General features: G+C 65.0%; 14 protein-coding genes and 1 pseudogene. 7 read left to right on the top strand and 8 right to left on the bottom strand.

Annotated elements, in window-relative coordinates:
• Positions 1–54 precede the first annotated feature (54 nt).
• Positions 55–1249, bottom strand: a pseudogene (locus LPJ38_RS14670) (putative bifunctional diguanylate cyclase/phosphodiesterase); the annotation flags it as partial.
• Between the two features lie 370 nt (positions 1250–1619).
• Between LPJ38_RS14670 and LPJ38_RS14665 the strand changes: the two are divergent.
• Together LPJ38_RS14665 and LPJ38_RS14660 are read left to right on the top strand one after the other, a co-directional pair.
• Positions 1620–2018 (top strand): YybH family protein, encoded by a 399-nt coding sequence (locus LPJ38_RS14665; protein WP_145636413.1) that lies wholly within the window; start codon positions 1620–1622, stop codon positions 2016–2018.
• A 43-nt stretch (positions 2019–2061) separates the two neighbouring features.
• Positions 2062–5433: an adenylate/guanylate cyclase domain-containing protein gene (locus tag LPJ38_RS14660; protein ID WP_145636396.1), complete on the top strand. Its 3372-nt coding sequence runs from the start codon at positions 2062–2064 to the stop codon at positions 5431–5433.
• Positions 5434–5592: 159 nt separating this feature from the next.
• On the opposite strand, the gene LPJ38_RS14655 is transcribed toward LPJ38_RS14660, so the two are convergent.
• A complete protein-coding gene (locus LPJ38_RS14655) occupies positions 5593–6873 on the bottom strand; it encodes an MFS transporter (protein ID WP_145637207.1) in 1281 nt (426 codons plus the stop codon).
• 243 nt (positions 6874–7116) lie between these two features.
• Positions 7117–9546, bottom strand: a complete 2430-nt coding sequence (locus tag LPJ38_RS14650; RefSeq protein WP_145636383.1) for a bifunctional diguanylate cyclase/phosphodiesterase — start codon at positions 9544–9546, stop codon at positions 7117–7119.
• 290 nt (positions 9547–9836) lie between these two features.
• Between LPJ38_RS14650 and LPJ38_RS14645 the strand changes: the two genes are divergently transcribed.
• On the top strand, positions 9837–11003 hold the full coding sequence (locus tag LPJ38_RS14645; protein ID WP_145636369.1) for an ABC transporter substrate-binding protein: 1167 nt from the start codon (positions 9837–9839) through the stop codon (positions 11001–11003).
• Positions 11004–11009: 6 nt separating this feature from the next.
• On the opposite strand, the gene LPJ38_RS14640 is transcribed toward LPJ38_RS14645, so the two are convergent.
• The 3 genes from LPJ38_RS14640 to LPJ38_RS14630 are packed head-to-tail and all read right to left on the bottom strand — an operon-like array spanning position 11010 to position 14917.
• Complete coding sequence (locus LPJ38_RS14640; protein WP_145636354.1) at positions 11010–11987, bottom strand: hydroxyacid dehydrogenase; 978 nt, start codon at positions 11985–11987, stop codon at positions 11010–11012.
• Between the two features lie 22 nt (positions 11988–12009).
• Complete coding sequence (locus LPJ38_RS14635; protein WP_231088638.1) at positions 12010–13884, bottom strand: TRAP transporter large permease; 1875 nt, start codon at positions 13882–13884, stop codon at positions 12010–12012.
• 1 nt (position 13885) lies between these two features.
• Positions 13886–14917, bottom strand: coding sequence for a TRAP transporter substrate-binding protein (locus tag LPJ38_RS14630; protein ID WP_145636339.1), 1032 nt, complete (start codon positions 14915–14917; stop codon positions 13886–13888).
• A 415-nt stretch (positions 14918–15332) separates the two neighbouring features.
• Between LPJ38_RS14630 and LPJ38_RS14625 the strand changes: the two genes are divergently transcribed.
• On the top strand, positions 15333–16811 hold the full coding sequence (locus LPJ38_RS14625; RefSeq protein ID WP_145636325.1) for a caspase family protein: 1479 nt from the start codon (positions 15333–15335) through the stop codon (positions 16809–16811).
• 28 nt (positions 16812–16839) lie between these two features.
• Here the strand turns inward: LPJ38_RS14625 and LPJ38_RS14620 are convergent, their stop codons facing one another.
• Entirely contained in the window at positions 16840–18264 is a 1425-nt protein-coding gene (locus tag LPJ38_RS14620; protein ID WP_145636308.1) for an FAD-binding oxidoreductase, read from the bottom strand.
• Positions 18265–18350: 86 nt separating this feature from the next.
• Here LPJ38_RS14620 and LPJ38_RS14615 point away from each other — a divergent pair, with 86 nt between their 5' ends.
• A complete protein-coding gene (locus LPJ38_RS14615) occupies positions 18351–18854 on the top strand; it encodes a thioesterase family protein (protein WP_145636293.1) in 504 nt (167 codons plus the stop codon).
• A gap of 3 nt (positions 18855–18857) precedes the next feature.
• Here LPJ38_RS14615 and LPJ38_RS14610 read toward each other — a convergent pair whose 3' ends face one another.
• Positions 18858–19031, bottom strand: coding sequence for a DUF1328 domain-containing protein (locus LPJ38_RS14610; RefSeq protein ID WP_008556598.1), 174 nt, complete (start codon positions 19029–19031; stop codon positions 18858–18860).
• Positions 19032–19270: 239 nt separating this feature from the next.
• On the opposite strand from LPJ38_RS14610, the gene LPJ38_RS14605 reads away from it, so the two are divergent.
• Both LPJ38_RS14605 and LPJ38_RS14600 read left to right on the top strand, forming a co-directional pair.
• Positions 19271–21844, top strand: a complete 2574-nt coding sequence (locus LPJ38_RS14605; protein ID WP_145636279.1) for an ATP-dependent helicase — start codon at positions 19271–19273, stop codon at positions 21842–21844.
• 8 nt (positions 21845–21852) lie between these two features.
• Complete coding sequence (locus LPJ38_RS14600; RefSeq protein WP_145636264.1) at positions 21853–22143, top strand: type II toxin-antitoxin system HicB family antitoxin; 291 nt, start codon at positions 21853–21855, stop codon at positions 22141–22143.
• The last annotated feature ends 34 nt before the right edge of the window (positions 22144–22177 follow it).

The raw sequence follows: 22177 nt of genomic DNA, 5'->3' as shown, positions 1-22177 counted from the left end.
GCCGCGAAAGGGATCTTGCATACATCATACTATTCGCGGGTTTGGTCACTCAGCGACGCCTTTGGCGACCACGGTCATGCCGAGGCCCCGGCCGACGCCCACAACGGCCGTGGCGTTCGCGAGAGCGCCCGCGTCCCGTTCGATGTCGCGCATGAAGCTGCGGTCGATCTTGAGTTCGCGGATCGGCAGATGCGCGAGACGGCTGAGGCTGGAATAGCCGGTGCCGAAATCGTCGACCGAGAGCCCGACCCCCGAGTGCGCGGATCGCGTTCATGGTTTCGAGCGCGGCGGCGCCGTCCTGCATGAACGTGCCTTCGGTGATCTCGAGCATCAGAGCGTCCGGTGGCAACTCGTATTCGGCCAGAATGTCCTTGAGCCGCGCCGCGAGCGCGACGTTGCGGAAATTGATCGGCGGCAGATTCACCGACACGCTGGGAGTATTGAGCCCGCCACGGCGCCAGCTCGTCATCTGGCGGCAGGCCTCTCGCACCGACCAGAGGCCGATCTGCTCGATCAGGCCGCATTCCTCGACGAGCGGAATGAACTTTGCCGGCGAGACGTCGCCGAGCACGGCATCGCGCCAGCGCACCAGCGCGCCAGCGCCTCGACGCCATGGATGGCGCCATCACAGCTGCGGATCTGCGGCTGGTAGTTGAGGGTAGCGCGCCATCTGCGACGGCGCGGCGGAGCGCTGCGACCAGCGCCAGCCGTTGCTCGGCGAGCCCGTTCATCTCGGCGCTGAACAGACGATGGTCGAGCGTCCCGCCTGCTTGGCCATGTACATGGCAGCATCGGCCTGCTGCATCAAAGTATCGATGTCGGTGGCGTGATCAGGATAGAGGCTGATGCCGATGCTGGCCGAGATCGGCATCAGCTTCGATCCGAGCCGCAACGGCGCGGCAAGCGCTTCCGTGATGCGGGCCGCAACGCGCTCGGCGCTCTCGGCGTTGCGTTGCGGCAGCAGGATGACAAACTCATCGCCGCCGAGCCGTCCCAACATGTCTTCGGGCCCGATTTGCTCGCGCAGGCGCTGGGCGAACTGGACAGCAGCTCGTCGCCCGCGGCATGGCCGAGCGTATCGTTGACGTCCTTGAAATGATCGACGTCGAGGAAGGCCAGCGCGACGTGGCCGCCGGTCGGGCAGGCGTCGATCGCTGTGGTGAACAGATGCCGCAGCTGCGCGCGGTTCTGTAGGCCGGCGAGGATGTCGTGATAGGCAAGCCCGCGCGATCTCGGCGCACGCGAGTTTCCAGATCCGCTCTGCGCCGGCATTGAAATGCGTGATGCGATCTGCGCTGTCGACGATGACGATGCCACCGTCAGCGCAGTCGAGCCCAGCCAGCGGCACTCCGGAATTTCTGTCACGGGGAAATCGGAGGCAAGTCATCGTTGGACCCGCAGGGCATCGGGAAGCGGCAATGGGCCGACGCTAGCGCTCCGTTGGTGTCCAAGACGTCTTTGCAATCCGGTCACGTCCCCGCCAGGACGCGACATGCTTGACGTTCTGCGAAGGATATTCGGTGCCTGCGGAACCTTCTGGTTCCCGACTTTCCAGATTTTCCCGCCGCTCGGTTGGAGTATGATCCGGTGGTTACCGAGGTTAACTGAGGGAGGGAATTATGACGAACTTGGCCTCCTCGACGAGCTTCGACGTCAGAGCCGAAATCACCCAGGCTTATGCCGACTGGGATTCGGCATTCAACAAAGCTGACGCCAAAGCAATTGCCACAGCGTATGTTTCGAATGCAAAAGTGCTGCCCCCGACCCATCAAATCATATCGGGTCCAGCAGAGATCGAGATTTTCTTCGGCGGGCTTTTTTCCAGCGGTTTCGCCGATCACAAGCTGACAATCATAGATGCGGGCGGAGACGAGAAGGTCGTCTACGGCACGGCGAGATGGAGCGCCAATGGCAAGGGAGCGGACGGGTCCCGCCAAGCTGCCGGCGGGATTGCCACGCACGTGTTTGAGCGTCAGGCGGACGGTTCGCTGAAGCTGAGGTTGCATACCTTCAACTAAGCCGGCCATACGCGTCGCCTGACACCAAGCGAGGAGGCATCGCGTGAACATAGCGGAATGGCTTCGTGGTCTTGGGCTGGAGCGCTACTCCCAGGCCTTCCAGGATGCGGAAGTCACGCCTGAGATCCTGCCAGAACTGACTGAGGACGACTTGCGGGAACTCGGTTTACCGCTCGGCCCGCGCAAGACGGTGCTGAAGGCAATTCGCACACTCGCTCTGCCGAGCGGTCCCATATCCGTGAAGGTTCGCGCTGCGACCGAACAGCCAAAACTGCCACTGCCGCCGGAAGCAGACCGGCGACAGCTCACGGTCATGTTTGTCGATCTGGTCGGCTCGACTGCACTCGCCTCGGGACGTGATCCTGAGGAGATGCGGGACTTGATACGGGCCTACCACAATACGGTCGCGAGCGAGATCACCAGGTTCGAAGGCCACGTTGCCAAGTTCCTGGGCGACGGCGTTCTCGCTTACTTCGGCTGGCCGCGCGCGCATGAAGATGAAGCGGAGCGTGCGGTTCGCGCCGGGCTTCGGATATCCAAGGCGGTCGCGGCCCTTACCGAGCCGACTGGTGCAACGCTGGCCGCTCGCGTTGGCATCGCAACCGGTCTGGTCGTCGTCGGCGAACTGGTTGGCGAGGGAGAAGCCCGCGAGCGGTCGGTCATTGGAGAGACCCCGAATCTGGCCGCCCGCTTGCAAGGGCTTGCCGAACCCGGCGGTGTTGCAATCGCCGATTCAACGCGCCGCCTTATCGGAGAAGCCTTCATGTACCAGGACTTGGGGACGGTGCCTCTCAAGGGCTTCCCTGGACCGGTGCAGGCGTGGCTCGTCACCGGCGAGGGCGCGGCCGAGAGTCGATTTGATGCCCAGCACGGGATGTCGACGGCCGCCCTGGTCGGGCGCGATCAGGAACTCGCACTTCTCCTGGATCGCTGGGAACAAGCGAAAGGGCGAGAGGGACAGATCGTCCTTCTCGGCGGCGAACCCGGCATCGGCAAATCCCACCTCGTGCGAGCGCTAGGCGACCGGCTTGCAGGCGTGCCGCACACACGCCTCAGCCATTTCTGCTCGCCGTTCCATACCAACAGCGCCCTGTATCCTATCGTGGGGCTGCTTGAACGGGCAGCGGGAATACGGCGGGAGGACCCTTCCGAAGAACAGCTCGACAACCTTGAGGCGATGCTCACTCTTGCGACAGACGACGTGCGTGACAGCGCACCGGTTCTCGCGGACCTATTGGCCATCCCGACAGGCAAGCGCTACTCTCCATTGGAGCTTAGTCCACACCAAAAGAAGGAGCGAACGTTCCAGGCTTTGCTGGAGCAGATAAAGGGCTTGGCGGCAAAGCAACCGGTTCTTGCCATTTACGAGGATGTCCACTGGGCCGATCCCACCACGCTCGAACTCATTGATCGGGCTGTTGACGAGGTGCAGCGCCACTCGATCCTGATGGTTGTGACTTTCCGATCGGAATTCGTGCCGCGCTGGACGGCACATGGACATGTGGCGGCAATCTTTTTGAGCCGGCTGGGGCGCAAGCAAGGTACTGCCGTGATCGACCGGATAACCGGCGGAAAGCTGCTTCCGCAGGAGGTGCTCGAGCAGATCTTGGCGAAGACGGACGGCGTGCCGTTGTTCGTCGAGGAGCTCACCAAGACCGTCCTCGAATCTGGGCTGCTCAAGGATCGGGGAAGCTGTTATGAGCTTATAGGTCCTTTGCCGCCGCTGGCGATCCCGACAACGCTCCAGGATTCGTTGATGGCCCGTCTTGACCGGTTGGCACCCGTCAAGGAAGTCGCCCAGATTGCTGCCTGCATTGGGCGTGAGTTTGGACATAACCTTTTGAAAGCCGTAACGCCGCTCGATGAGGATGCCCTCCAGCGCGCCATCAATGAACTCCTGGAGGCGGAACTCATCTTCCGGCGTGGAGTGCCTCCGGACATCGGCTACAGCTTCAAGCATGCGCTGGTACAGGACATCGCGCACGAGAGCCTCCTGAAGAGCAAGCGACAGCAGATCCACACTCGTATCGCCGCAGCTCTGAGAGAACATTATCCTGCACGTGCGGAGATGGAGCCGGAGACGATAGCTTTACATCTCACAGAGGCCGGCCTGGCGGCCAAGGCGGTCGGCTATTGGCTGCAGGCCGGCCGAAATGCCGCCGGACGTTCCGCCAATCTCGAAGCAATCACTCATCTCACCAGAGGATTGCAGGCGCTCAACGCCTGTCCTGAAGGGCCGGAGCGGGATCGCCAAGAACTCGCGCTTCAGACGGCAATTGGAGGTCCGCTGATCGCCATTCATGGATACACGGCTCCGCAGCTTGGCACTGCCTTCAGCAGGGCTCATGCGCTCTGCCGCGAGCTCGATGACAAGGATGCGTTGTTCGCGACACTTAGCGGCAAGTATATTTTCCATTTCGTGAGAGGCGACTACGGCGCCATGCAGAGGCTGGTGGGCGAGGCACGCCTCGCCGCCGAACGCACCAGGGACACGGCGCTGGAATTGGGTGCGCATCGCATGGCGGCTCTCACAGCCATGCACGCGGGTGACTTTCCTACGGCCCACTGCGAGTTCGAGACGATCTTGAGTCGCTATGACCCGCACACCCATCGGCCAGCGCCTGTGCACTATGTCCATGACCCGAAGGCCTCCGCGTTACCCTACTTGGCCATCGTGCTTTGGATCCTTGGCTATCCCGACCGGGCCTTGAGAACAAGCCGCGCGGCGTTTGAGTACGCCGCGGAGCTGAACCAGACGAACCTTACCGCCCACGTCGCCGTCTATGGCGGAGCGGGACCTGCGGAGCTGATGGGTGACGTGGCGGCAGTGCATGGGCACGCCGACGCCATCATCAACCTCGCCGATCAGCACAGCTTGAACTACTGGCGGTTGAGCGGCCTCATTCTTCGAGGCTGGGTCATGGCGCAGCAAGGTGACGCGGAGGGTGGCCTGGCGCTCATGCGCAAAGGTTTGAATGATCGAGACGGACTGGGAGCCAGTTGGTACCAGGTCCGCTACTTGTGCATGCTGGCATCAACCTATTTGCAACTTGGTGATGGCGAGAGAGGGCTCGCGGCGCTGGCAGAAGCGAAGGACCTCGCCGCTCGCAATGACGAACATATTTGGGAGGCAGAAGTTGCACGCATCGATGGCGAACTGCGGCGCATTCGTGGAGCTCCAGCGCATGCGGTCGAGGCTTGTTTGCAAACTGCGCTTGATGTCGCCCGCAGGCAAGGTGCGAGGTCGTTCGAGCTGCGTGCGGCCATGAGTCTGGCCCGGCTTTGGAGCGACGAAGGCAGATCTATCGAGGCGCGAGCCCTCCTTGCCTCGACGTACGGATGGTTTGCGGAAGGCTTCGAAACGCCTGATCTGCTCGCCGCCAGGGCACTCACCGCAGAGTTGGCTGAGCTTTAGGACCTATTTCGTTCAGTAACGCGATGATCTGCAGAGATGCGGCCGACTGAGGACCACGACGAGCCCATCGTCGGCGCATTCGAGCCCGGTCAGCAGCACCTGCGAAGTTTCTGTCGCAAGGCACCATGCACAGGAACCCCATTCCGCGTCGGATCCCGTCTAACGCTCGTGCAGCCGGCCGGCCACCACCCGCACCTTGCGCGGCGCCGCCTGCCAGATCGACAGCGCCGACAAGACGCTCACGATCATCGCGATGCCGAAGGCGAGCGTGTAATCGCCGGTGCGATCGTAGAGGAAGCCGGTCACCCAGGGACCGGCCGCGCCGCCCGCCAGCGCAGCCAGCATGATCGTACCGAAGATGCTGCCCTGGTGCCTGCCCTGGAAGATTTCGAACACCACCGCGCCCATGATCGAGGTGAGGCCGTAGCCCAGCGCGCCTTGGGTGAACACCATGAGATAGATCAGCCACAATGACGGCGAGAATTTCAACGCCATCAGCGCGGCGAAGCAGATCGCAAAGCCCGCGCAGCTGATCGCCCACACCCATTCCCGCCCGATCCGGTCGGAGACATGGCCGAGCAATATCTGGCCGGGAATGCCGAGCAGGCTGACGATGCCGAGCGCCCACACCGCGACGCCAGGGCTGAAGCCGATGTCGAGCAGGAATTTGGTCTGGTGCACCTGCACCGCGTACCAGATGTACAGGCCGCAGAAATAACCGAGCGCGATCCACCAGAAGCGCGCCGTCGCAACCGCGCGTTTCAGCGTCCATTCGGTGCCGGCCCAGACGGGATCGACGATGTTGGAGACGGCTTTGGCAGCGCCCGGGACCGGAGCTGCATCGCCGTCCGGCTGAAGGCCCATGTCCTCGGGCCGTTTGCGCAGCAACAGATTGATCGGCGCCAGCACGATCAGGACCAACAGCCCCATCGCGGTGCAGGCGGTGCGCCAGCCGGTCTGCTCGATCATGTGCTGCACCCATGGCAGCAGCGTCACCGAGCCGATGCCGACGCCGGCGAAAGCGATGCCGATGGCGAAGCCGCGCTTGCGGATGAACCAGTTCGGCAGGAACAGCGATTGGCCGGAATAGCCGAGGCATACCGAGCCGGCGCCGACCATGACGCCGATGGTGACGTAGAGATGCCAGGGCGCGCTGGTGAGCGGTGCCAGCAGCAGCCCGCCCCCCATCAGCACGACGCCGACCTCCATCACCGCGCGCGGGCCGGCGCGATCCATCAGTCGGCCGATCAGGGGGCTGACGACGCCCGAGGCCACGAAGCCGAAGGAGAAGGCGCCCGCGGTAACGCCGCGCTCCCAGCCGAATTCGGAGATGATCGGCGGAAAGAACAATGAGAAGGCCGTGCGCGCGTTAACGCCGATGGCCATGGTGACGAAGGTCACGGCGACCACGACCCAGCCGTAGAAGAACGGAAGCCGCATGTTTGTGTGTTTCATCCCTGGACGGTCCTTCGGACCATCAGGGACTGCGCGCGTCAAGCGCTTTTCACGCATGCCTCGTGAGCAGGAGCCCACTCACGTTTGAGGGCCGCTTCTCTGCGGCCACCCTTCGAGACGCCCGCTTCGCGGTCTCCTCAGGATGAGGTCTAATCCGCGGCGAAATCCTAGACCCTCATGGTGAGGAGCCCGCGAACGCGGGCGTCTCGAACCATGAAGGCCGAGTGTTCAAGCGGCATCCAGCCGCGACGATTTGGCCGGCGCGTCGAACAGGATCCGCTCGATCGGCTGCGGCCGGCCGAACAGATAGCCTTGCGCGAAATTGACACCGAGCGCCTTCAACCGCTCGTATTCCTCGCGGGTCTCGACGCCTTCGGCGGTGACCGACATGTCCAGCCCGCGTGCCAGCGTCACAATCGCGGAGATGATGGCGGAGCTGCGCGGCTGCTGGGTGAGATTGCGGATGAACGACTTGTCGATCTTGATCTTGTCGAACGGGAACGCGGTGAGATAGCTGAGCGAGGAATAGCCGGTGCCGAAATCGTCGAGCGCGAGCTCGATGCCGATACCCTTGAGCCGCTCCAAGAAGGCGTGGTTCTCGCCGCCGCGCTCCAGCAACACGGATTCGGTGATCTCGATCTCGAGCCGCTGGGGCGGCAGGCCGGAATCGGCAAGTGCCGCGCAGATCACCTCGAACAGATCGGGCTCCTTGAACTGGATCGGCGACAGATTCACGGCGACCGCGAGCTCGGAGGGCCAGCCGGCGGCGTCCGCGCAGGCGCGCCGCAGCACGAACTCGCCGAGCGGCACGACCAGTCCGGTCTCCTCCGCGAGCGCAATGAACTGGTCCGGCGGGATCAGGCCGCGCGTCGGATGGCGCCAGCGCACCAGCGCCTCGAAGCCGCGCCGCGCGCCGGTGAGGACGTCGACGAACGGCTGATAGTGCACCTCGAGCTGGCAGCGCGCGATGGCGTCGCGCAGATCGCCCTCCAGCGTATTGCGCGCCTCGAGCTCGGCTGACATCGCCTCGTCATAGATGGTGAAGCAGTTGCGGCCTGCCGATTTCGAGCGGTAGAGCGCAAGGTCCGCCTTCTTCAACAGCTGCTCCTGGTCGCGGCCGTGATCCGGCGCGATCGCAATGCCGATGCTGGTGCCGATCTCGACGCGATGGCCGGGCAGCGGGAACGGCTCGGCGACCAGCTTGGCGATCCTCCCTGCGAGCTCGGTCGAGCAGGCGCGCTGATCCTCGCAAGCCTCCTGGATGATGGCGAATTCGTCGCCGCCGAGCCGTGCCAGCACGTCGCCGGCGCGCAGGGCGGATTTCAGCCGCTGCGCCACCTGCCGCAGCAACGCATCGCCCGCGCCGTGGCCGAGGGAATCGTTGACGTTCTTGAAGCGGTCGAGGTCGAGCATCAGGATCGAGAAGGTCGGCCCGCCCTCCTGAAGCCGGCCATTGAGCTCGTCGAGCCGGGCGAGGAAGAAGGCGCGGTTCGGTAAGCCAGTCAGGATGTCGGTCTGGGCGAGCTCGAGCACGCGTCGGTTTGCCAGCGACAACCGCCGCGAATTTCGGCTTGCGAGCATGAGATAGGTCGACAGCGACAGCGTCAGCAGCATGCCGACGATGAGGACCGCGGCGGCGCGATCGTAGGATGTCTCGAATGCACCGCCCACCGTCGGCATCGCGCGCACCTGCCAATCGGTATCCCCGATCTTGAGGCTGCCCGCCCAATGCAGGGCGCGTGCGACGTCGCGCATCGACTGCGGCGCCGTGGCTGCCGACGAATAATCCGGTTGAATTTGCTCCAGGCTGACGACCCGCCCGGTGAAGGGCGGATAGACGTTGACGCTGACAGCGGGGCTTGCGCCGGTGGTGACGCGAATGGACTGGACCAGCAGCGGCAGGTCGAAGATGCCGACGACATAGCCGGCGAGATTGCGGCGCCGGTCGGCGACCGTCTCGCGCGCGGTTCCTTTGGCGTAGACGGGAATGACGACGAGGACGTCCGGCAGCCGCGCGCCCTCCCTCGGCTCGTACAGGCGGGTGCGAATGGCGGCCACGCGATCGTTGTCGCGCGCACGTTCCAGGACCGCGCGGCGCTCCGGCACCGTCGCGTAATCCATGCCGTAGACTGAGGATGTCTTCGGCTGGGTCGAGTAGAACACCGGAAAATACTCGTCGCTCTGCGGCGCGACGGCGAAGCTCTCGCCCTGGAGCGACTTGATGCGATAGCCGGACACGCCGTCGGTGATCGCCGCGGCTTCGTATTCGGCGCGCTCCCTGCGATTGACGCGCGGCAGCCAGCCGATGCGCAGCATGCCGGGATGGCGCTCGAACAGGCGGGCGCTGAAGGTCTCGAATTCGCTGCGGGTGACTTCCTCGTTGGCCGATTCGAACAGCGTGCGCAGCGCGAGAAGCCTGGATATGTATTCGTTCATGCCGTTCTGCATGACGATCGCCTGGGTCTCGGCCGCGTTCTCGAACTCGATCCTGTTGACGCGGTTTTCCCATCGCGCCACGGCGGCCGCCCCCACGACCGAGAACAAGAGACCGACACCGACGGCGACGAGCGCAGGGCGATAGAGCCCGAGCAGCGGCGAGAAACGCCACCATCCCGTCACACGTCTCCGATCCTGATCGTTCTGATCGCGACCGCCCATCTGATCTTGATCCGTACATTCCCATGCGCCGCGGCCCGAACTTCTGGTTGAGCCGACAGTCGGACTATCGGGCAGGGATTGCGGTTAAGAACTGCACAATTTCAGCAGCGGAGTGTTCCGCATCACGCGGCGTAGTTAACGATTGCCGCACCGAAATGCTGCAGTGTGGCCATAACTTGCCGGTTTTGCCCGGAATCGTACGGCTTGCCGTCGCGTCGCGGATTAGCGACCTGTTCAGCCCGATCGAGCTATCATCGCCACAACGCATCCAGCATCCGGCAAGCCCGCTCATGACACGATCGCGATCCGCGACATATATCGCCTTGACCATCGCCTTGCTCGCCGCAGCGATGTTGCCGGCCAAGTCCGACGAGGCCGGTGTCAGCGACGACGCGATCCTGTTCGGCCAGGCTGCCGCCCTCGAGGGCCCCTCCTCTGCACTCGGACAGCGGATGCGGCAGGGCATCGTCGCCGCGTTCACCGAGATCAACGCCAAGGGCGGCGTCCACGGCCGCAAGCTCCAGCTCATCAGCCGCGATGACGGCTACGATCCCGACCGCTCGGCGGCGCAGACGCTGCGGCTGATCGAGGACGACAAGGTGTTCGCGCTGATCGGCGCGGTCGGCACGCCGACTGCCATGGCGACCATCCCGATCACCAGCGTCAGGAACGTGCCGTTCATCGGCCCGTTCACGGGCGCCGAGTTCCTGCGCGACCTCGAGCTTGCAAACGTCGTCAACATCCGCGCCAGCTATGGCGCGGAGGCGGAGGCCTGGATCAAGCATCTCACCGAGGACCGCAAGTTCACCCGCATCGGCATCTTCTACCAGGACGATTCCTTCGGTCGCGATGGTCTGTCCGGCGTGAAGCGCGCGCTTGCCAAGCGCGGCCTCGAGCTCGCGGCTGAAGGCACCTTCGAGCGCAACACCCGCGCGGTCGCCCAGGCCTGGCGCATGATCAAGCGCGCCGACCCCGAGGCCATCGTCATGGTCGGGACCTACGGGCCCTGCGCGGAATTCATCAAGCTTGCGCATCGCAGCGGCGCTCGTCCGACCTTCGTCAACATCTCCTTCGTCGGCGCCAACGCGCTCGCCGCGGAGCTCGGCCCCGACGGCGACGGAGTCATCGTCTCGCAGGTCGTGCCCTCGCCCTGGGACCACTCGCTCAAGCTCGTCGCCGACTATCAGGCGGCGCAGAAAGCGTTCGACCCGACGCTGACGCCGGATTTCGTGTCGCTCGAAGGTTATCTCTCCGGCCGTCTCGCAGCCGCCGCGCTGGAAAAGGCCGGACCCAATCCGACGCGCGCGAGCCTGCTGCGCACCATCAACGATGTCGGCCGCTTCGACATCAGCGGCACCACCGTCACCGTGGGCGTGCGCATGCTCGACACGCCACCGAAGGTGTTTCTGACGGTGATCCAGAAGGACGGGACGTTCAAGGCGGTGGACCGGCTGTAGGGCCCTTCACCGCCGCCGCGTCCAGCGGTCGGCGTTGACGGCACCTTGCGGGACCTCGCCTCTGACGATCGCCTCGACCTGCCGCACCGTTTCCAGCGACTGATATTCGATCGCCTGCGGCGTCAGCCCGCCGACATGAGGCGTCGCGACGACGTTGGGCAGCCTGGCCAGCTCCGGCGTCGGCATCTGGTCGGGCGCGCGGCCGACGTCCATGGCCGCGCCGGCGATGCGGCCTTCCCGCAGCGCCCGCGCCAGCGCGGCTTCATCGACGAGATTGCCGCGCGAGAGATTGATGAAGACGGCATGCTGCTGCATCCGCGCCAGCGCCGCCTCGCCGATCAGATTCTCGGTCTGCTCGTTGGCTATCGCAAGGCAGACGACGTAGTCCGATGCGGCGAGCAGATCGTCGAGGCCGACTTGCCGGATCGCGGCATCGGTGACGGTTGCGAAGGGATCGGCGACCAGCACCTCCATGCGCAGCACCTTCGCCACCTCGGCGAGATAGCGCCCGATGCTGCCATAGCCGATGATGCCGACGCGGCTGCCGGCGAGCTGGCGGCCCATCCGCGCTTCCGGCTTTCGGCCGGCCTGATAGTCCGCCGTGGTGCGCGACACGCCGCGGGAGAGATCGACCATGAAGCCGAGCGCGAGCTCGACCACCGCCTGCACGAAGCCGGGCCCGGCGCGGGTGACGAGCACGCCGGCCTGCGAGGCCGCCTCGACATCGACGTTGCGGATGTCGACCGCGCAACGGACGAACGCCCGCAAGCGCGGCAACTGCGCAAAAATCTCGCCGCGCCCTTCCGTCATGCGGTCAGCAACGATGATGTCGACGTCTTTCGCCGTGCGCACGAGGCCGGCGGCGTCGAGCGCATCGCCGCCCTCGTGCAGGATCACCTCGGCGGCCGCGCGCAGGCCGTTCAGGCTGCGATCGCCATAGTAGTTGCGCCGCATCTCGGGCGTATGGGCGAGCAGGACTTTCACGATAGGACTCCTTCAGGTCTTCTCAATAGCCGAACGCACGCGGTAGCGCCGTCGAGAGCGACGGCACGAAGGCAATGAGGAGGAGACAGAGGAACAGGAGGCCAAGATAACCCATGATCGGCTTCACCGTCTGTTCGATCGGCACGTTGCCGATCAGGCAGGCACCGTACAGCCCGAGCCCGAGCGGCGGTGCGAACAGGCCGATGCCCATCGCGATGACGAGCACGACGCCGAAATGCAGGGAATCGATGCCGAGTTGCACGGCGACCGGCATCAGCAGCGGTCCGAAGATGATCAGCGCCGCCGCGCCCTCCAGCACCGAGCCCATCACGATCAGCACGGCGATCGCCAGCAGCATGAACAGCCAGACGCCGGAGGTCTTGGACAGGCCGAGCATGAAATCGGCGACCGCATGCGGCACTTGCTGCAATGTGAGCGTGAACGCCAGAGATTGTGCGGCGGCGACGATGAACAGCACGAGGCCCGCGCGCGTCGCCGCCTGCACGAAGCTGTGCGCGGCCGATTTGAAACCGAGCTCGCGGAACACGACAGCCCCCACAACGAGCGCATAGGCGACGGCGAATGCCGAGATCTCGGTCGCGGTGGCAAAGCCGCTCTTGAAGCCGAAGAAGATCATGAAGATCAGGCCGAACGAGGCGATGGCGCCGCTCCACAGGCCCGAGACCGGCATCTGCGGCTCGACCTCCTCGACCCGCGCGGGACGCTTGCCGAAGATGATCGACACCGCGATCAGCACCAGCGCCATCAGCGCCGACGGCACCAGTCCCGCGACGAACAGGCCGCCGATGGACAAATTCGCCACAAAGCCGAGGATGATCAGATTGATGCAGGGCGGAATGGTCTCCGCCATCACTGCTGAGGCTGCCAGCAGCGCCACCGCGCCGCCCGGATTCTGCTTGGAGCGGCGCGCGGCCGGGATCAGCACCGAGCCGACCGCGGCGACGTCGGCCATCTTCGAGCCGGAGATGCCGGAGAACAGCACCATGGAGGCCACCATCACGACGTTGAGGCCGCCGCGCATTCGGCCCACCGCGCGCTGCAAGAGCTCGATCAGGCGCACCGACATGCCGTTGGCTTCCATGAGGTAGCCGACCAGAATGAAGAACGGGATCGCCAGCAGGACGAAATTGTCGATGCCGCGCGCCATTTGCTGGGCGAAGATGACGCCGGGCAACGCACCCTCGACCCAGATCAAGATCAGCGCGGCCAGCGCCAGCGCAAAGCCGATCGGCAAGCCGCCGAACAGGATGGCGAAGAAGCCGATGAACATCAGCGTGCCCGCCGACGGCACCGAGGACGGCGATAGATAATCCCAGGCGAGATAGAGGCCGGACACGACGATGATGGCGACGAGGCCCCTGATGATGTCAGGGAGCGGCCGCGCGCAGAGATGATCGATCGCGAACACCGTCATGAACAGGGCGCCGACGCCCATCGGATAGAAGGTCAGTTCCAGCGGCAGGCCGGAGCCGGTGGTCTGGCCCGCCGTCAGCGCACCCAGCTTGATGGCGTGGTAAGCGACATATCCGGAGATCAGCACGATCAGCAAAGCGCTGGCGGCATCGACCAGCGCGCGCAGCCGCAGTGGCAAGAGATCGCGGAAGAAAGACACGCCGACATTCTCGCCGCGCGCGAGCGCACTCGCCGCGCCGAAGAAGGCCGAACCGACCATCAGCCCCCGCGCAACGTCATCCGACCATTCGACCGGCGCGTTGAAGAAGAAACGCAACAGCACGGAGGCGCAGACCACGACGAGGTCGGCAGCGAGCAGGACGGCCGCGATCGCGTCGCTGGCGCGCAGCAGCAGGGCGATGCTGCCGTGGCGGCCGCCCGAGACGGGCACAGCGGCGGTCATGGCCACGTCTGATCTGGTCATCTCAGGCTTGCGTCGCGCGGACGATGTCGATGACGGCCTTGGAGTCCGGTCGCGCCTTGATGAAGTTCTCGGTCTGCGGCGCGACGCGCTTCTTGAACGCCTCGCGATCGCATTCGGCCACCGTCACGCCCTTCTCGGTCAAGGCCGCCAGCGCCTCCTTCTCGACCGCGAGCCCGTGGGCACGGGTGTCGGCCGCGGCCTTCTTGGCGGAATCGAGGAAACCTTCGCGCAGCTTGGGATCCATGCGGTTGTAGGTCATGTCGCTGAAATAGATCGCGAGCGGCGAGAAATTGTGCTGCGTCAGCGCGTATAACTTCGACGTTTCGAAGAACTTGCTGGCGAGAATCGTCGGCGGATCGTGCTCGAGACCGTCGAGCACGCCGGCCTGCAGGGCCGTGTAGATCTCGCCGAACGCCAGCGGCGTGGCGGCGGCGCCCATCAGCCGCAGGCATTCCGTGATGACGGGATTGGGCAGCGTCCTGATCTTAAGGCCGGCGAGATCCTCCGGCGTCTTCACCGGCTTCTTCGCCAGCACGCTACGCGAGCCGAAATTGTAGGCCCAGGCGATGATGCGGATGTTGCCGCCCTTGAGCAGCGCGTCCTCGATCGGCTTGGCGGCGCCGGCCTCGAAGGCCTTGGTCTGCTGCGGGAAGCTCGAGAACAGGAAGCCGAGATCGAAGGTGCCGACCAGCGGCACCAGATTGGCCGAGATCGAGGAGCCCGATACCATGAGGTCGATGACGCCGAGCTTCACCGAGTTGATGACGTCGATCTCCTGGCCGAGCTGGTTGTCGGGGAAGAACGCGACCTCGATCTGCTCACCGAGCCCGTTCGCCTTCAGGCTCTTGACGAGATTGTCATAATAGACGCGGCCGTTGGCGAATTTGGGATCGTTCGGCAGCGAGGAGGAGCATTTCAGCTTCAGTGTCGCGGCTTCGGCGCGGCCGATGATGGCGGGGGAGAGCACGAGACCGGCGGTGACCGCCGCGGATGACTTGATGAACGCGCGACGGTTCACGGGCACGATGGTCATGGCGCGGTCTCTCCCACGTTGTCTTTTTTGTTCACCGCGGTCGTTGCCGCAGCCTGTTGCGCGGACTGTATGGCCAAAGCGACGGCACAGGCAAGCATGCCGCCGGCCGCATCAGAACCGCACCCCGCGCGTGTCTGCAATCCGCAACTGCAGCGAAACGACTAGAATTTTCGAAGATTCGCGACGATGATCGTCCTGCGAAAGACATCCTTGTGTGAGGACACGGCATCGATCCAATTGGAGCATGGATCAATGCGCAATTCACATGGATGCACCCCGAGCGATGCCCATCCGCTCCGGCCGACAACCTGCCCCATTTTGCCGCAGCGGAGCTTGATCCAGAGCACAGACGGACTCTTGGCGGCCCCCTAGGAAAAGTGACATCATCGCGCGCATTGCCGTTGGAGGTGACATCATGCGCCGTCCGGTCTTTTCCAATTTGCTGCTTGCGTCCGGTCTTCTTGCGCTCACGCAATTGATGACGCCGACCGACGCCGCAGCCGAAGCGCGGCTCGCGCTGGTGATCGGCCAATCCGCCTATCGCACGGTGCCGGAACTGCCCAATGCCGCCAACGATGCCAAGGGCATGACGGAGCTGCTCGGCAATGCCGGCTTCACCGTCACCACGGTCGCCAATCTGGCGCAGACCGAGATGCGCGCCGCGATCTCGGATTTCGCCGGCAAGGTCAGCGCCGCCGGTTCCGACACCGTCGCCCTGGTGTTCTATGCTGGCCATGGCCTGCAGATCGACGGCGAGAACTATCTCGTTCCCGTCGATCTCGATCCCAAGCGCGAGGCCGACATCCCGCTCCAGGGCGTGCGGCTGAACGACATGCTCAACACGCTGGGCGCGCTGCCGACGCGGGCGCGCATCTTCATGCTCGATGCCTGCCGCAACAATCCGTTCCCCGCGCTCCGCGGCGCCGGCCACGGGCTTGCGATCGTCGACACCAAGGCCGGGGCGCCCGGCTCCTTCATCTCCTATTCGACCTCGCCCGGCGCCGAAGCCGAGGACGGCAACGGCATCGACAGCCCCTACACCGCTGCCGTGCTGACAGTCGCCAAGCAACCCAATCTGCCGATCGAGGAAGTGTTCAAGCGCATCCGCGTTGCGGTCGCGCAATCGACCGACGGCCGGCAGATTCCCTGGGAAAGCTCGTCGCTGACCACCGACTTCAGGTTCTTCGGCGAGAGCAGCGGCAGCACGCCCGCCCTGCCCGGCGCATCCGCGATGGCGCTCGCCGGCGGCACGCGCAGCCTCGATGACTGGCGCAAGGAGTTGCGCGGCAAGCCTGCCATGGTCGCCTATGAGCTCGTGATCACCGAGGACACGGTCGAGGCGTATCAGGCCTATATCGAGCTCTACACGCAGGACACCCGCACGCCGCGCCTGCGCACGGTACTGGAACGGCGTCGCCAGATGCTGGCCTGGGAGCGCGCCACCGCGATCAACACCCGCGCCTCGTTCGAGGCCTATCTTGCGAATTGGGACAACAGCGACCTCGCCGCGACCGCGCGCAGGCTGCTGCTCCGCGTGCAGAACCGGAACTATGGCCAGCCGGCTGCCGTCGCTGCCGCGCCCGCGCCGGTCGCCGTCGCGATGGCACCGACCTGCCCGTGCTCGACGCCGACACCGCCGGCAACGCCTGTCAATCCGAGCATGCCGCCCATCATCAAGAAGCGCGTCGACGACACGCCCCCCAAGCGCAAAGTCGTCGAGACCCCGCCCAAGCGCCGCCCGCCGCCCGAGGAGGTGGTCTACGAACGCGCGCCGCCCCCCGGACCACCGCCCGCCGCCGTGATGCAGGGCATCGGCATCGGTGTCGGAATCGGTCTTGGCATGGGTGGCGGTCGCGGCGGCGACCACTATCGCGGCGACTACCGGCGATACTGAGCCCGGGACGCAGACGGCATCCGGCTCGCTACGCCGCGGGCACGATCTTGCCGGGGTTGAAGATGTTGAGCGGATCCAGCGCCTTTTTCAGCGCCCGCATCGCATCCAGCGCTTCGGGACCGAGTTCGGCCTTGAGATATTTCTGCTTGCCCTGGCCGATGCCGTGCTCGCCGGTGCAGGTGCCGTCCATCGCCTGCGCGCGCTCGACCAGGCGATGCATGAATTCCTCGCCGCGCGCCATCTCGTCGGCGTCGTTGGTGTCGCAGACCAGCGAGCAATGGAAATTGCCGTCACCGACATGGCCGACGATCGGCGAGAGCAGGTTGAGGCGCTTGAGATCCTCCTCGGTCTCGCCGACACATTCGGCGAGCCGCGAGATCGGCACGCAGACATCGGTCGCGACCACGCCGATGCTGTCGCCGGGCCGCAGCGCCTTCACCGACCAATAGGCGTCGTGCCGCGCCTGCCACAGCCTGGTGCGGTCCTCGGGCTTGGTGGTCCAGGAGAAATCCCCGCCGCCGCATTCCTTCGCGATCTCGCCGAAGGCCTTGGACTGCTCGGCGACCTCGATCTCGCTACCATGGAATTCCATCAGGAGCAGCGGCGTCTCCGGCAGCGTCAGCTTGGAATAGGCGTTGCAGGCCTGCACCTGCGCGGCGTTGAGCAATTCGATGCGCGCCACGGGAATGCCGGTCTGGATCGCCAGGATCACCGCCTGACAGGCGCCGTGCACGGTCGCGAACGACACCGCGCCGGCCGCGATGGTCTCGGGGATGCCGCGCAGGCGAATGGTCAATTCCGAGATGATGCCGAGCGTACCCTCGGCGCCGACGAACAGATGGGTGAGATCGTAGCCCGCAGATGATTTCTTCGCGCGCGTCCCCGTGGTGATGATCTCGCCGTCGCCGCGCACCACCTTCAGCGCCAGCACGCTGTCGCGCATGGTGCCGTAGCGCACCGCATTGGTGCCGGAGGCGCGGGTCGAGGCCATGCCGCCGAGCGAGGCATCCGCGCCGGGATCGATCGGGAAGAACAGGCCCTGGTCGCGCAGATGCTCGTTGAGGGCCTTGCGGGTGACGCCGGGCTGGATCACGCAATCGAGGTCCTCGGCATGCACCGCGAGCACCTTGTTCATGTCGCGCAGGTCGATCGAGATGCCGCCGGCGGGCGCATTGACCTGGCCCTCCAGCGAGGTTCCGGTGCCGAAGGCAATGACGGGCACGCGGTTCTTGGCGCAGATCCGCACCACGTCCTGGATGTCGGCGGTCTCCTGCGCCATCACCACGCCGTCCGGCGGCTGGTTGACGATCCATGTGGTGGTATGGCCGTGCTGCTCGCGGACAGCTTGCGAGGTGATGAGGCGGTTGCCGAAGCGTGCGGCGAGCTGCTCCAGTGCGCTCGCGAGGGCTTTCGGCTCCGGCCGCAGCGGATTATTGGTGATGGTGGTGCCCACGGACATTCCTCCCGACAGAAGAACCGTGGCAAAGGACATCTAACCGGTCAAGTCAAGCGACCGGACGCATAGCCAGGGAAGGACACATGCCGGAGACCGCTGCTGCGCCCAAGGCCGAACCGTTCCGCGCCTCGATCATGCAGATCGAGCCGCAATGGATCGACTATAACGGCCATCTCAACATGGCCTATTACAACGTGATGTTCGACCGGGCGATCGACGAGTTCTGGCTCGAGCTCGGCATCGGTCCGGTTTACAAGAAAGAGCGTCACGGCTCGACCTTCACCGCCGAATGCCATGTGCGTTACTTGCGGGAGATACACCTCGGCGATCCCGTGCAGATCTTCGTCTGGCTTTTGGAGGCCGACGACAAACGCCTGCACACGTTCGAGGAGATGAGGCACGCCAGCGAAGGCTGGCTGTCGGCCACCTCGGAGAACATGTCGCTGCACATGGACATGACCGCCCGGCGCGTTGCGCCGTTTCCGCCCGACATCCGCGAGCGTATTGCTGCGGTCACGAAAGCCCACAGCGCCGTGGCGCGCCCCGAGGGCATCGGCCGGAACGTGGCGATGCCCTCGAAGCGATAGTCGCTATATCCTGTTGCGGCCGCGGGCCAGGCCGACCACGGCCGAGACCAGGAACAGAACGACCGCGATGAAGAAGATGATCTTGGCGATTTCGATCGACGCGCCGGCGATGCCGCCAAAGCCCAGGATACCGGCGATCAGTGCGATAACCAGAAACGTTACAACCCAGCCTAGCATGGTCATACCCTCGTCTTGATATCTGTCTTGTCTCCAGCGCGGCAAGCCGCGCCACCTGTTCAGACAATCTCGACGCAGGAACTATGGTTCCGACCCCTGCAGGAGCGAAATTCGCTGCCTTTGCGGGAACAAATCAGCCTGCTCCGCACGTGGAAAACCTGGTCCCGACGCCCCATATGGGGACCAATCCTGTTAAGAAGGCTCCCCTTCCACCACCCCGCGGTGCCATCGTGGGGCCAATGATTCGCATGACCGAGCCGAGCAAGATCACAGCCGTTCCCGACCACCAGCCCGCAGCCGGCGGCATCGCCGCGCGTGCGCGCGCCTCGGTGGGCCCGAAATATCTCTCCGGGCTCAATCCGGAGCAGCGCGAGGCGGTGGAGACGCTGGACGGCCCGGTCCTGGTGCTGGCCGGCGCCGGCACCGGCAAGACCCGCGTCCTGACCACGCGCATCGCCCACATCCTGAGCCAAGGCCGCGCCCGCCCCGCCGAGATCCTGTCGGTGACCTTCACCAACAAGGCCGCGCGCGAGATGAAGCACCGGCTGGGCCAGATGCTCGGCCATGCGGTGGAGGGCATGCCGTGGCTCGGCACCTTCCACTCCATCGGCGGGCGCATCCTGCGTTTTCATGCCGAGCTGGCGCAGCTCAAGTCGAACTTCACCGTGCTCGACGTCGACGATCAGGTCCGCCTTCTCAAGCAGCTCCTTCAAGCCGAGAACATCGACGACAAGCGCTGGCCGGCGCGCATGCTGGCCGGCCTGATCGACGGCTGGAAGAACCGCGGCCTGATGCCCTCGCAGGTGCCCTCGGGCGAAGCTGCGATCTTCGCCAACGGCAAGGGCGGCAAGCTCTATGCGAGCTACCAGGAACGGCTGAAGATTCTGAACGCCGCCGATTTCGGCGATCTCCTGCTGGAGAACATCCGCATCTTCCGCGAGCACCCGGATATCGTGCGGCAGTACCAGCAGCGCTTCAAATACATTCTGGTCGACGAGTACCAGGACACCAACGTCGCGCAATATTTGTGGCTGCGGCTCTTGTCGCAGGCCCCGTCTTCCGGCTCGTCATTGCCGGGCTTGACCCGGCAATCCGTCGCTTCTTCACAAGATGGATCACCGGGTCTCGACGCTTCGCGTCGGCCCGGTGACGACCAAGACAATGCATTGCCCATTCCGGGCGCTGAAAAAGTCCACGTCAAAAACATCTGCTGCGTCGGCGACGACGACCAGTCGATCTACGGCTGGCGCGGCGCCGAGGTCGACAACATCCTGCGCTTCGAGCACGACTTTCCCGGCGCCAAGGTGATCCGGCTCGAGCGCAACTACCGCTCGACCGGCCACATCCTCGCCGCCGCCTCGCATCTGATCGCCCACAACGAAGGCCGGCTCGGCAAGACGCTGCGCACCGAGGACCATGACGGCGAGAAGGTCACGGTGACAGGCTCGTGGGATTCCGAAGAGGAAGCCCGCGGCATCGGCGAGGAGATCGAGCAGCTGCAGCGGCAGGGCGAGAAGCTCAACGAGATCGCCATCCTCGTCCGCGCCTCCTACCAGATGCGCGAATTCGAAGACCGTTTCGTCACGCTCGGCCTGCCCTATCGCGTCATCGGCGGCCCGCGCTTCTACGAGCGCGCCGAGATCCGCGACGCGCTGGCCTACCTGCGCGTCATCAATTCGCCCGCCGACGATCTCGCCTTCGAGCGCATCGTCAATACGCCGAAGCGCGGCCTTGGTGACGCCACCGTGCAGATGCTGCACGATCACGCCCGCAAGCGCCGCATCCCCTTGTTCGAGGCGGCGCGCGCCGTGGTCGAGACCGACGAGCTGAAGCCGAAGGCGCGCGGTTCCTTGCGCGATCTCGTCACCCAGTTCGACCGCTGGCGCGCCCAGCGCGAGGTCACCGCGCATACGGACCTCGCCCAGATCGTGCTCGACGAGAGCGGCTATACCGAGATGTGGCAGAAGGACCGTTCGGCCGACGCTGCAGGCCGGCTGGAGAACCTGAAAGAGCTGGTGCGCTCGATGGAGGAGTTCGAGAACCTGCAAGGGTTCCTCGAGCACATCTCGCTGGTGATGGACCGCGAGGGCGGGGCCGAGGACGATGCGGTGTCGCTGATGACGCTGCATTCGGCCAAGGGCCTGGAATTCGACAACGTCTTCCTGCCGGGCTGGGAGGAAGGCCTGTTCCCGAGCCAGCGCACGCTGGACGAACAGGGCCGCGCCGGGCTGGAAGAAGAGCGCCGGCTCGGCCATGTCGGCCTGACCCGCGCCCGCCGCCGCGCGAAAATCTACTTCGCGACCAACCGGCGGATCCATGGCACCTGGTCGACCACGATCCCCTCGCGCTTCCTCGACGAATTGCCGGCAGCCAATGTCGAGATCACGGAATCCAAGGGCGGCTCCGGCTGGGGCGGCAGCGGCGGCTACGGCGCCTCACGCTTCGACGACATGGAAGCGTTCGGCTCCAGCTATTCGACGCCCGGTTGGCAGCGCGCCCAGGCCAATCGCAACCGGGGCGGTCAAGGCGGCGGCGGTCGCGGCGGTTTCGAGGAAGAGACCGCCTCGTTCTCGACGTCAGCCTCACCCGATTTCGGCAGCTTCTCCTCGCGCCGCCGCGGGCCCCTGACGATCGAAGGCGAGCTGGTCGCCAAATCCACCGGCACGACCTCGGAATTTGCGCTGGACGACCGCGTCTTCCACCAGAAATTCGGCTATGGCCGCGTCACCAAGATCGACGGCAACAAGCTGACCATCGCCTTCGACAAGGCCGGCGAGAAGAAGGTCGTGGACAGCTTCGTGCAAAGGGCGTGAGGCCCGTCATGGCTCACTACATCGCCATCATCGAGGACGCCGGCCCAGACCATGCGGTAGGCCTCTGGTTTCCCGACCTACCCGGCTGCATTTCCGGCGGCGACGACGTCGACGAGGCCTTGGAGAACGCGCCCGAGGCGCTCGCATTCTATGCGCAGGAGTTGATCGCGGACGGCCGCCAGCTTCCCCCGCCGCGGACGCTGGACGAACTCAAGGCCGATCCGGAGTTTGCCGACGATCTGGGGAAACACACCGCCGTCCTGATCGAATGGCATCCCCAGGCTGAGGCCACGGAGTGAGGACTGGACGCCGCACTCGCCGGACTCTCGCCAG

This window comes from Bradyrhizobium daqingense (assembly GCF_021044685.1).
Taxonomy (GTDB): domain Bacteria; phylum Pseudomonadota; class Alphaproteobacteria; order Rhizobiales; family Xanthobacteraceae; genus Bradyrhizobium; species Bradyrhizobium daqingense.
This window is presented reverse-complemented; position numbering and strand designations above follow the sequence as displayed.

Excerpts from the sequence above, each read along its gene's own strand:
- LPJ38_RS14615 (WP_145636293.1), top strand. The coding sequence starts at position 18,351 with ATGCCGGAGACCGCTGCTGCGCCCAAGGCCGAACCGTTCCGCGCCTCG.
- LPJ38_RS14665 (WP_145636413.1), top strand. The coding sequence starts at position 1,620 with ATGACGAACTTGGCCTCCTCGACGAGCTTCGACGTCAGAGCCGAAATC.
- LPJ38_RS14630 (WP_145636339.1), bottom strand. The coding sequence starts at position 14,917 with ATGACCATCGTGCCCGTGAACCGTCGCGCGTTCATCAAGTCATCCGCG.
- LPJ38_RS14650 (WP_145636383.1), bottom strand. The coding sequence starts at position 9,546 with ATGGGCGGTCGCGATCAGAACGATCAGGATCGGAGACGTGTGACGGGA.
- LPJ38_RS14605 (WP_145636279.1), top strand. The coding sequence starts at position 19,271 with ATGATTCGCATGACCGAGCCGAGCAAGATCACAGCCGTTCCCGACCAC.
- LPJ38_RS14655 (WP_145637207.1), bottom strand. The coding sequence starts at position 6,873 with ATGCGGCTTCCGTTCTTCTACGGCTGGGTCGTGGTCGCCGTGACCTTC.
- LPJ38_RS14610 (WP_008556598.1), bottom strand. The coding sequence starts at position 19,031 with ATGCTAGGCTGGGTTGTAACGTTTCTGGTTATCGCACTGATCGCCGGT.
- LPJ38_RS14600 (WP_145636264.1), top strand. The coding sequence starts at position 21,853 with ATGGCTCACTACATCGCCATCATCGAGGACGCCGGCCCAGACCATGCG.
- LPJ38_RS14635 (WP_231088638.1), bottom strand. The coding sequence starts at position 13,884 with ATGACCAGATCAGACGTGGCCATGACCGCCGCTGTGCCCGTCTCGGGC.
- LPJ38_RS14645 (WP_145636369.1), top strand. The coding sequence starts at position 9,837 with ATGACACGATCGCGATCCGCGACATATATCGCCTTGACCATCGCCTTG.
- LPJ38_RS14625 (WP_145636325.1), top strand. The coding sequence starts at position 15,333 with ATGCGCCGTCCGGTCTTTTCCAATTTGCTGCTTGCGTCCGGTCTTCTT.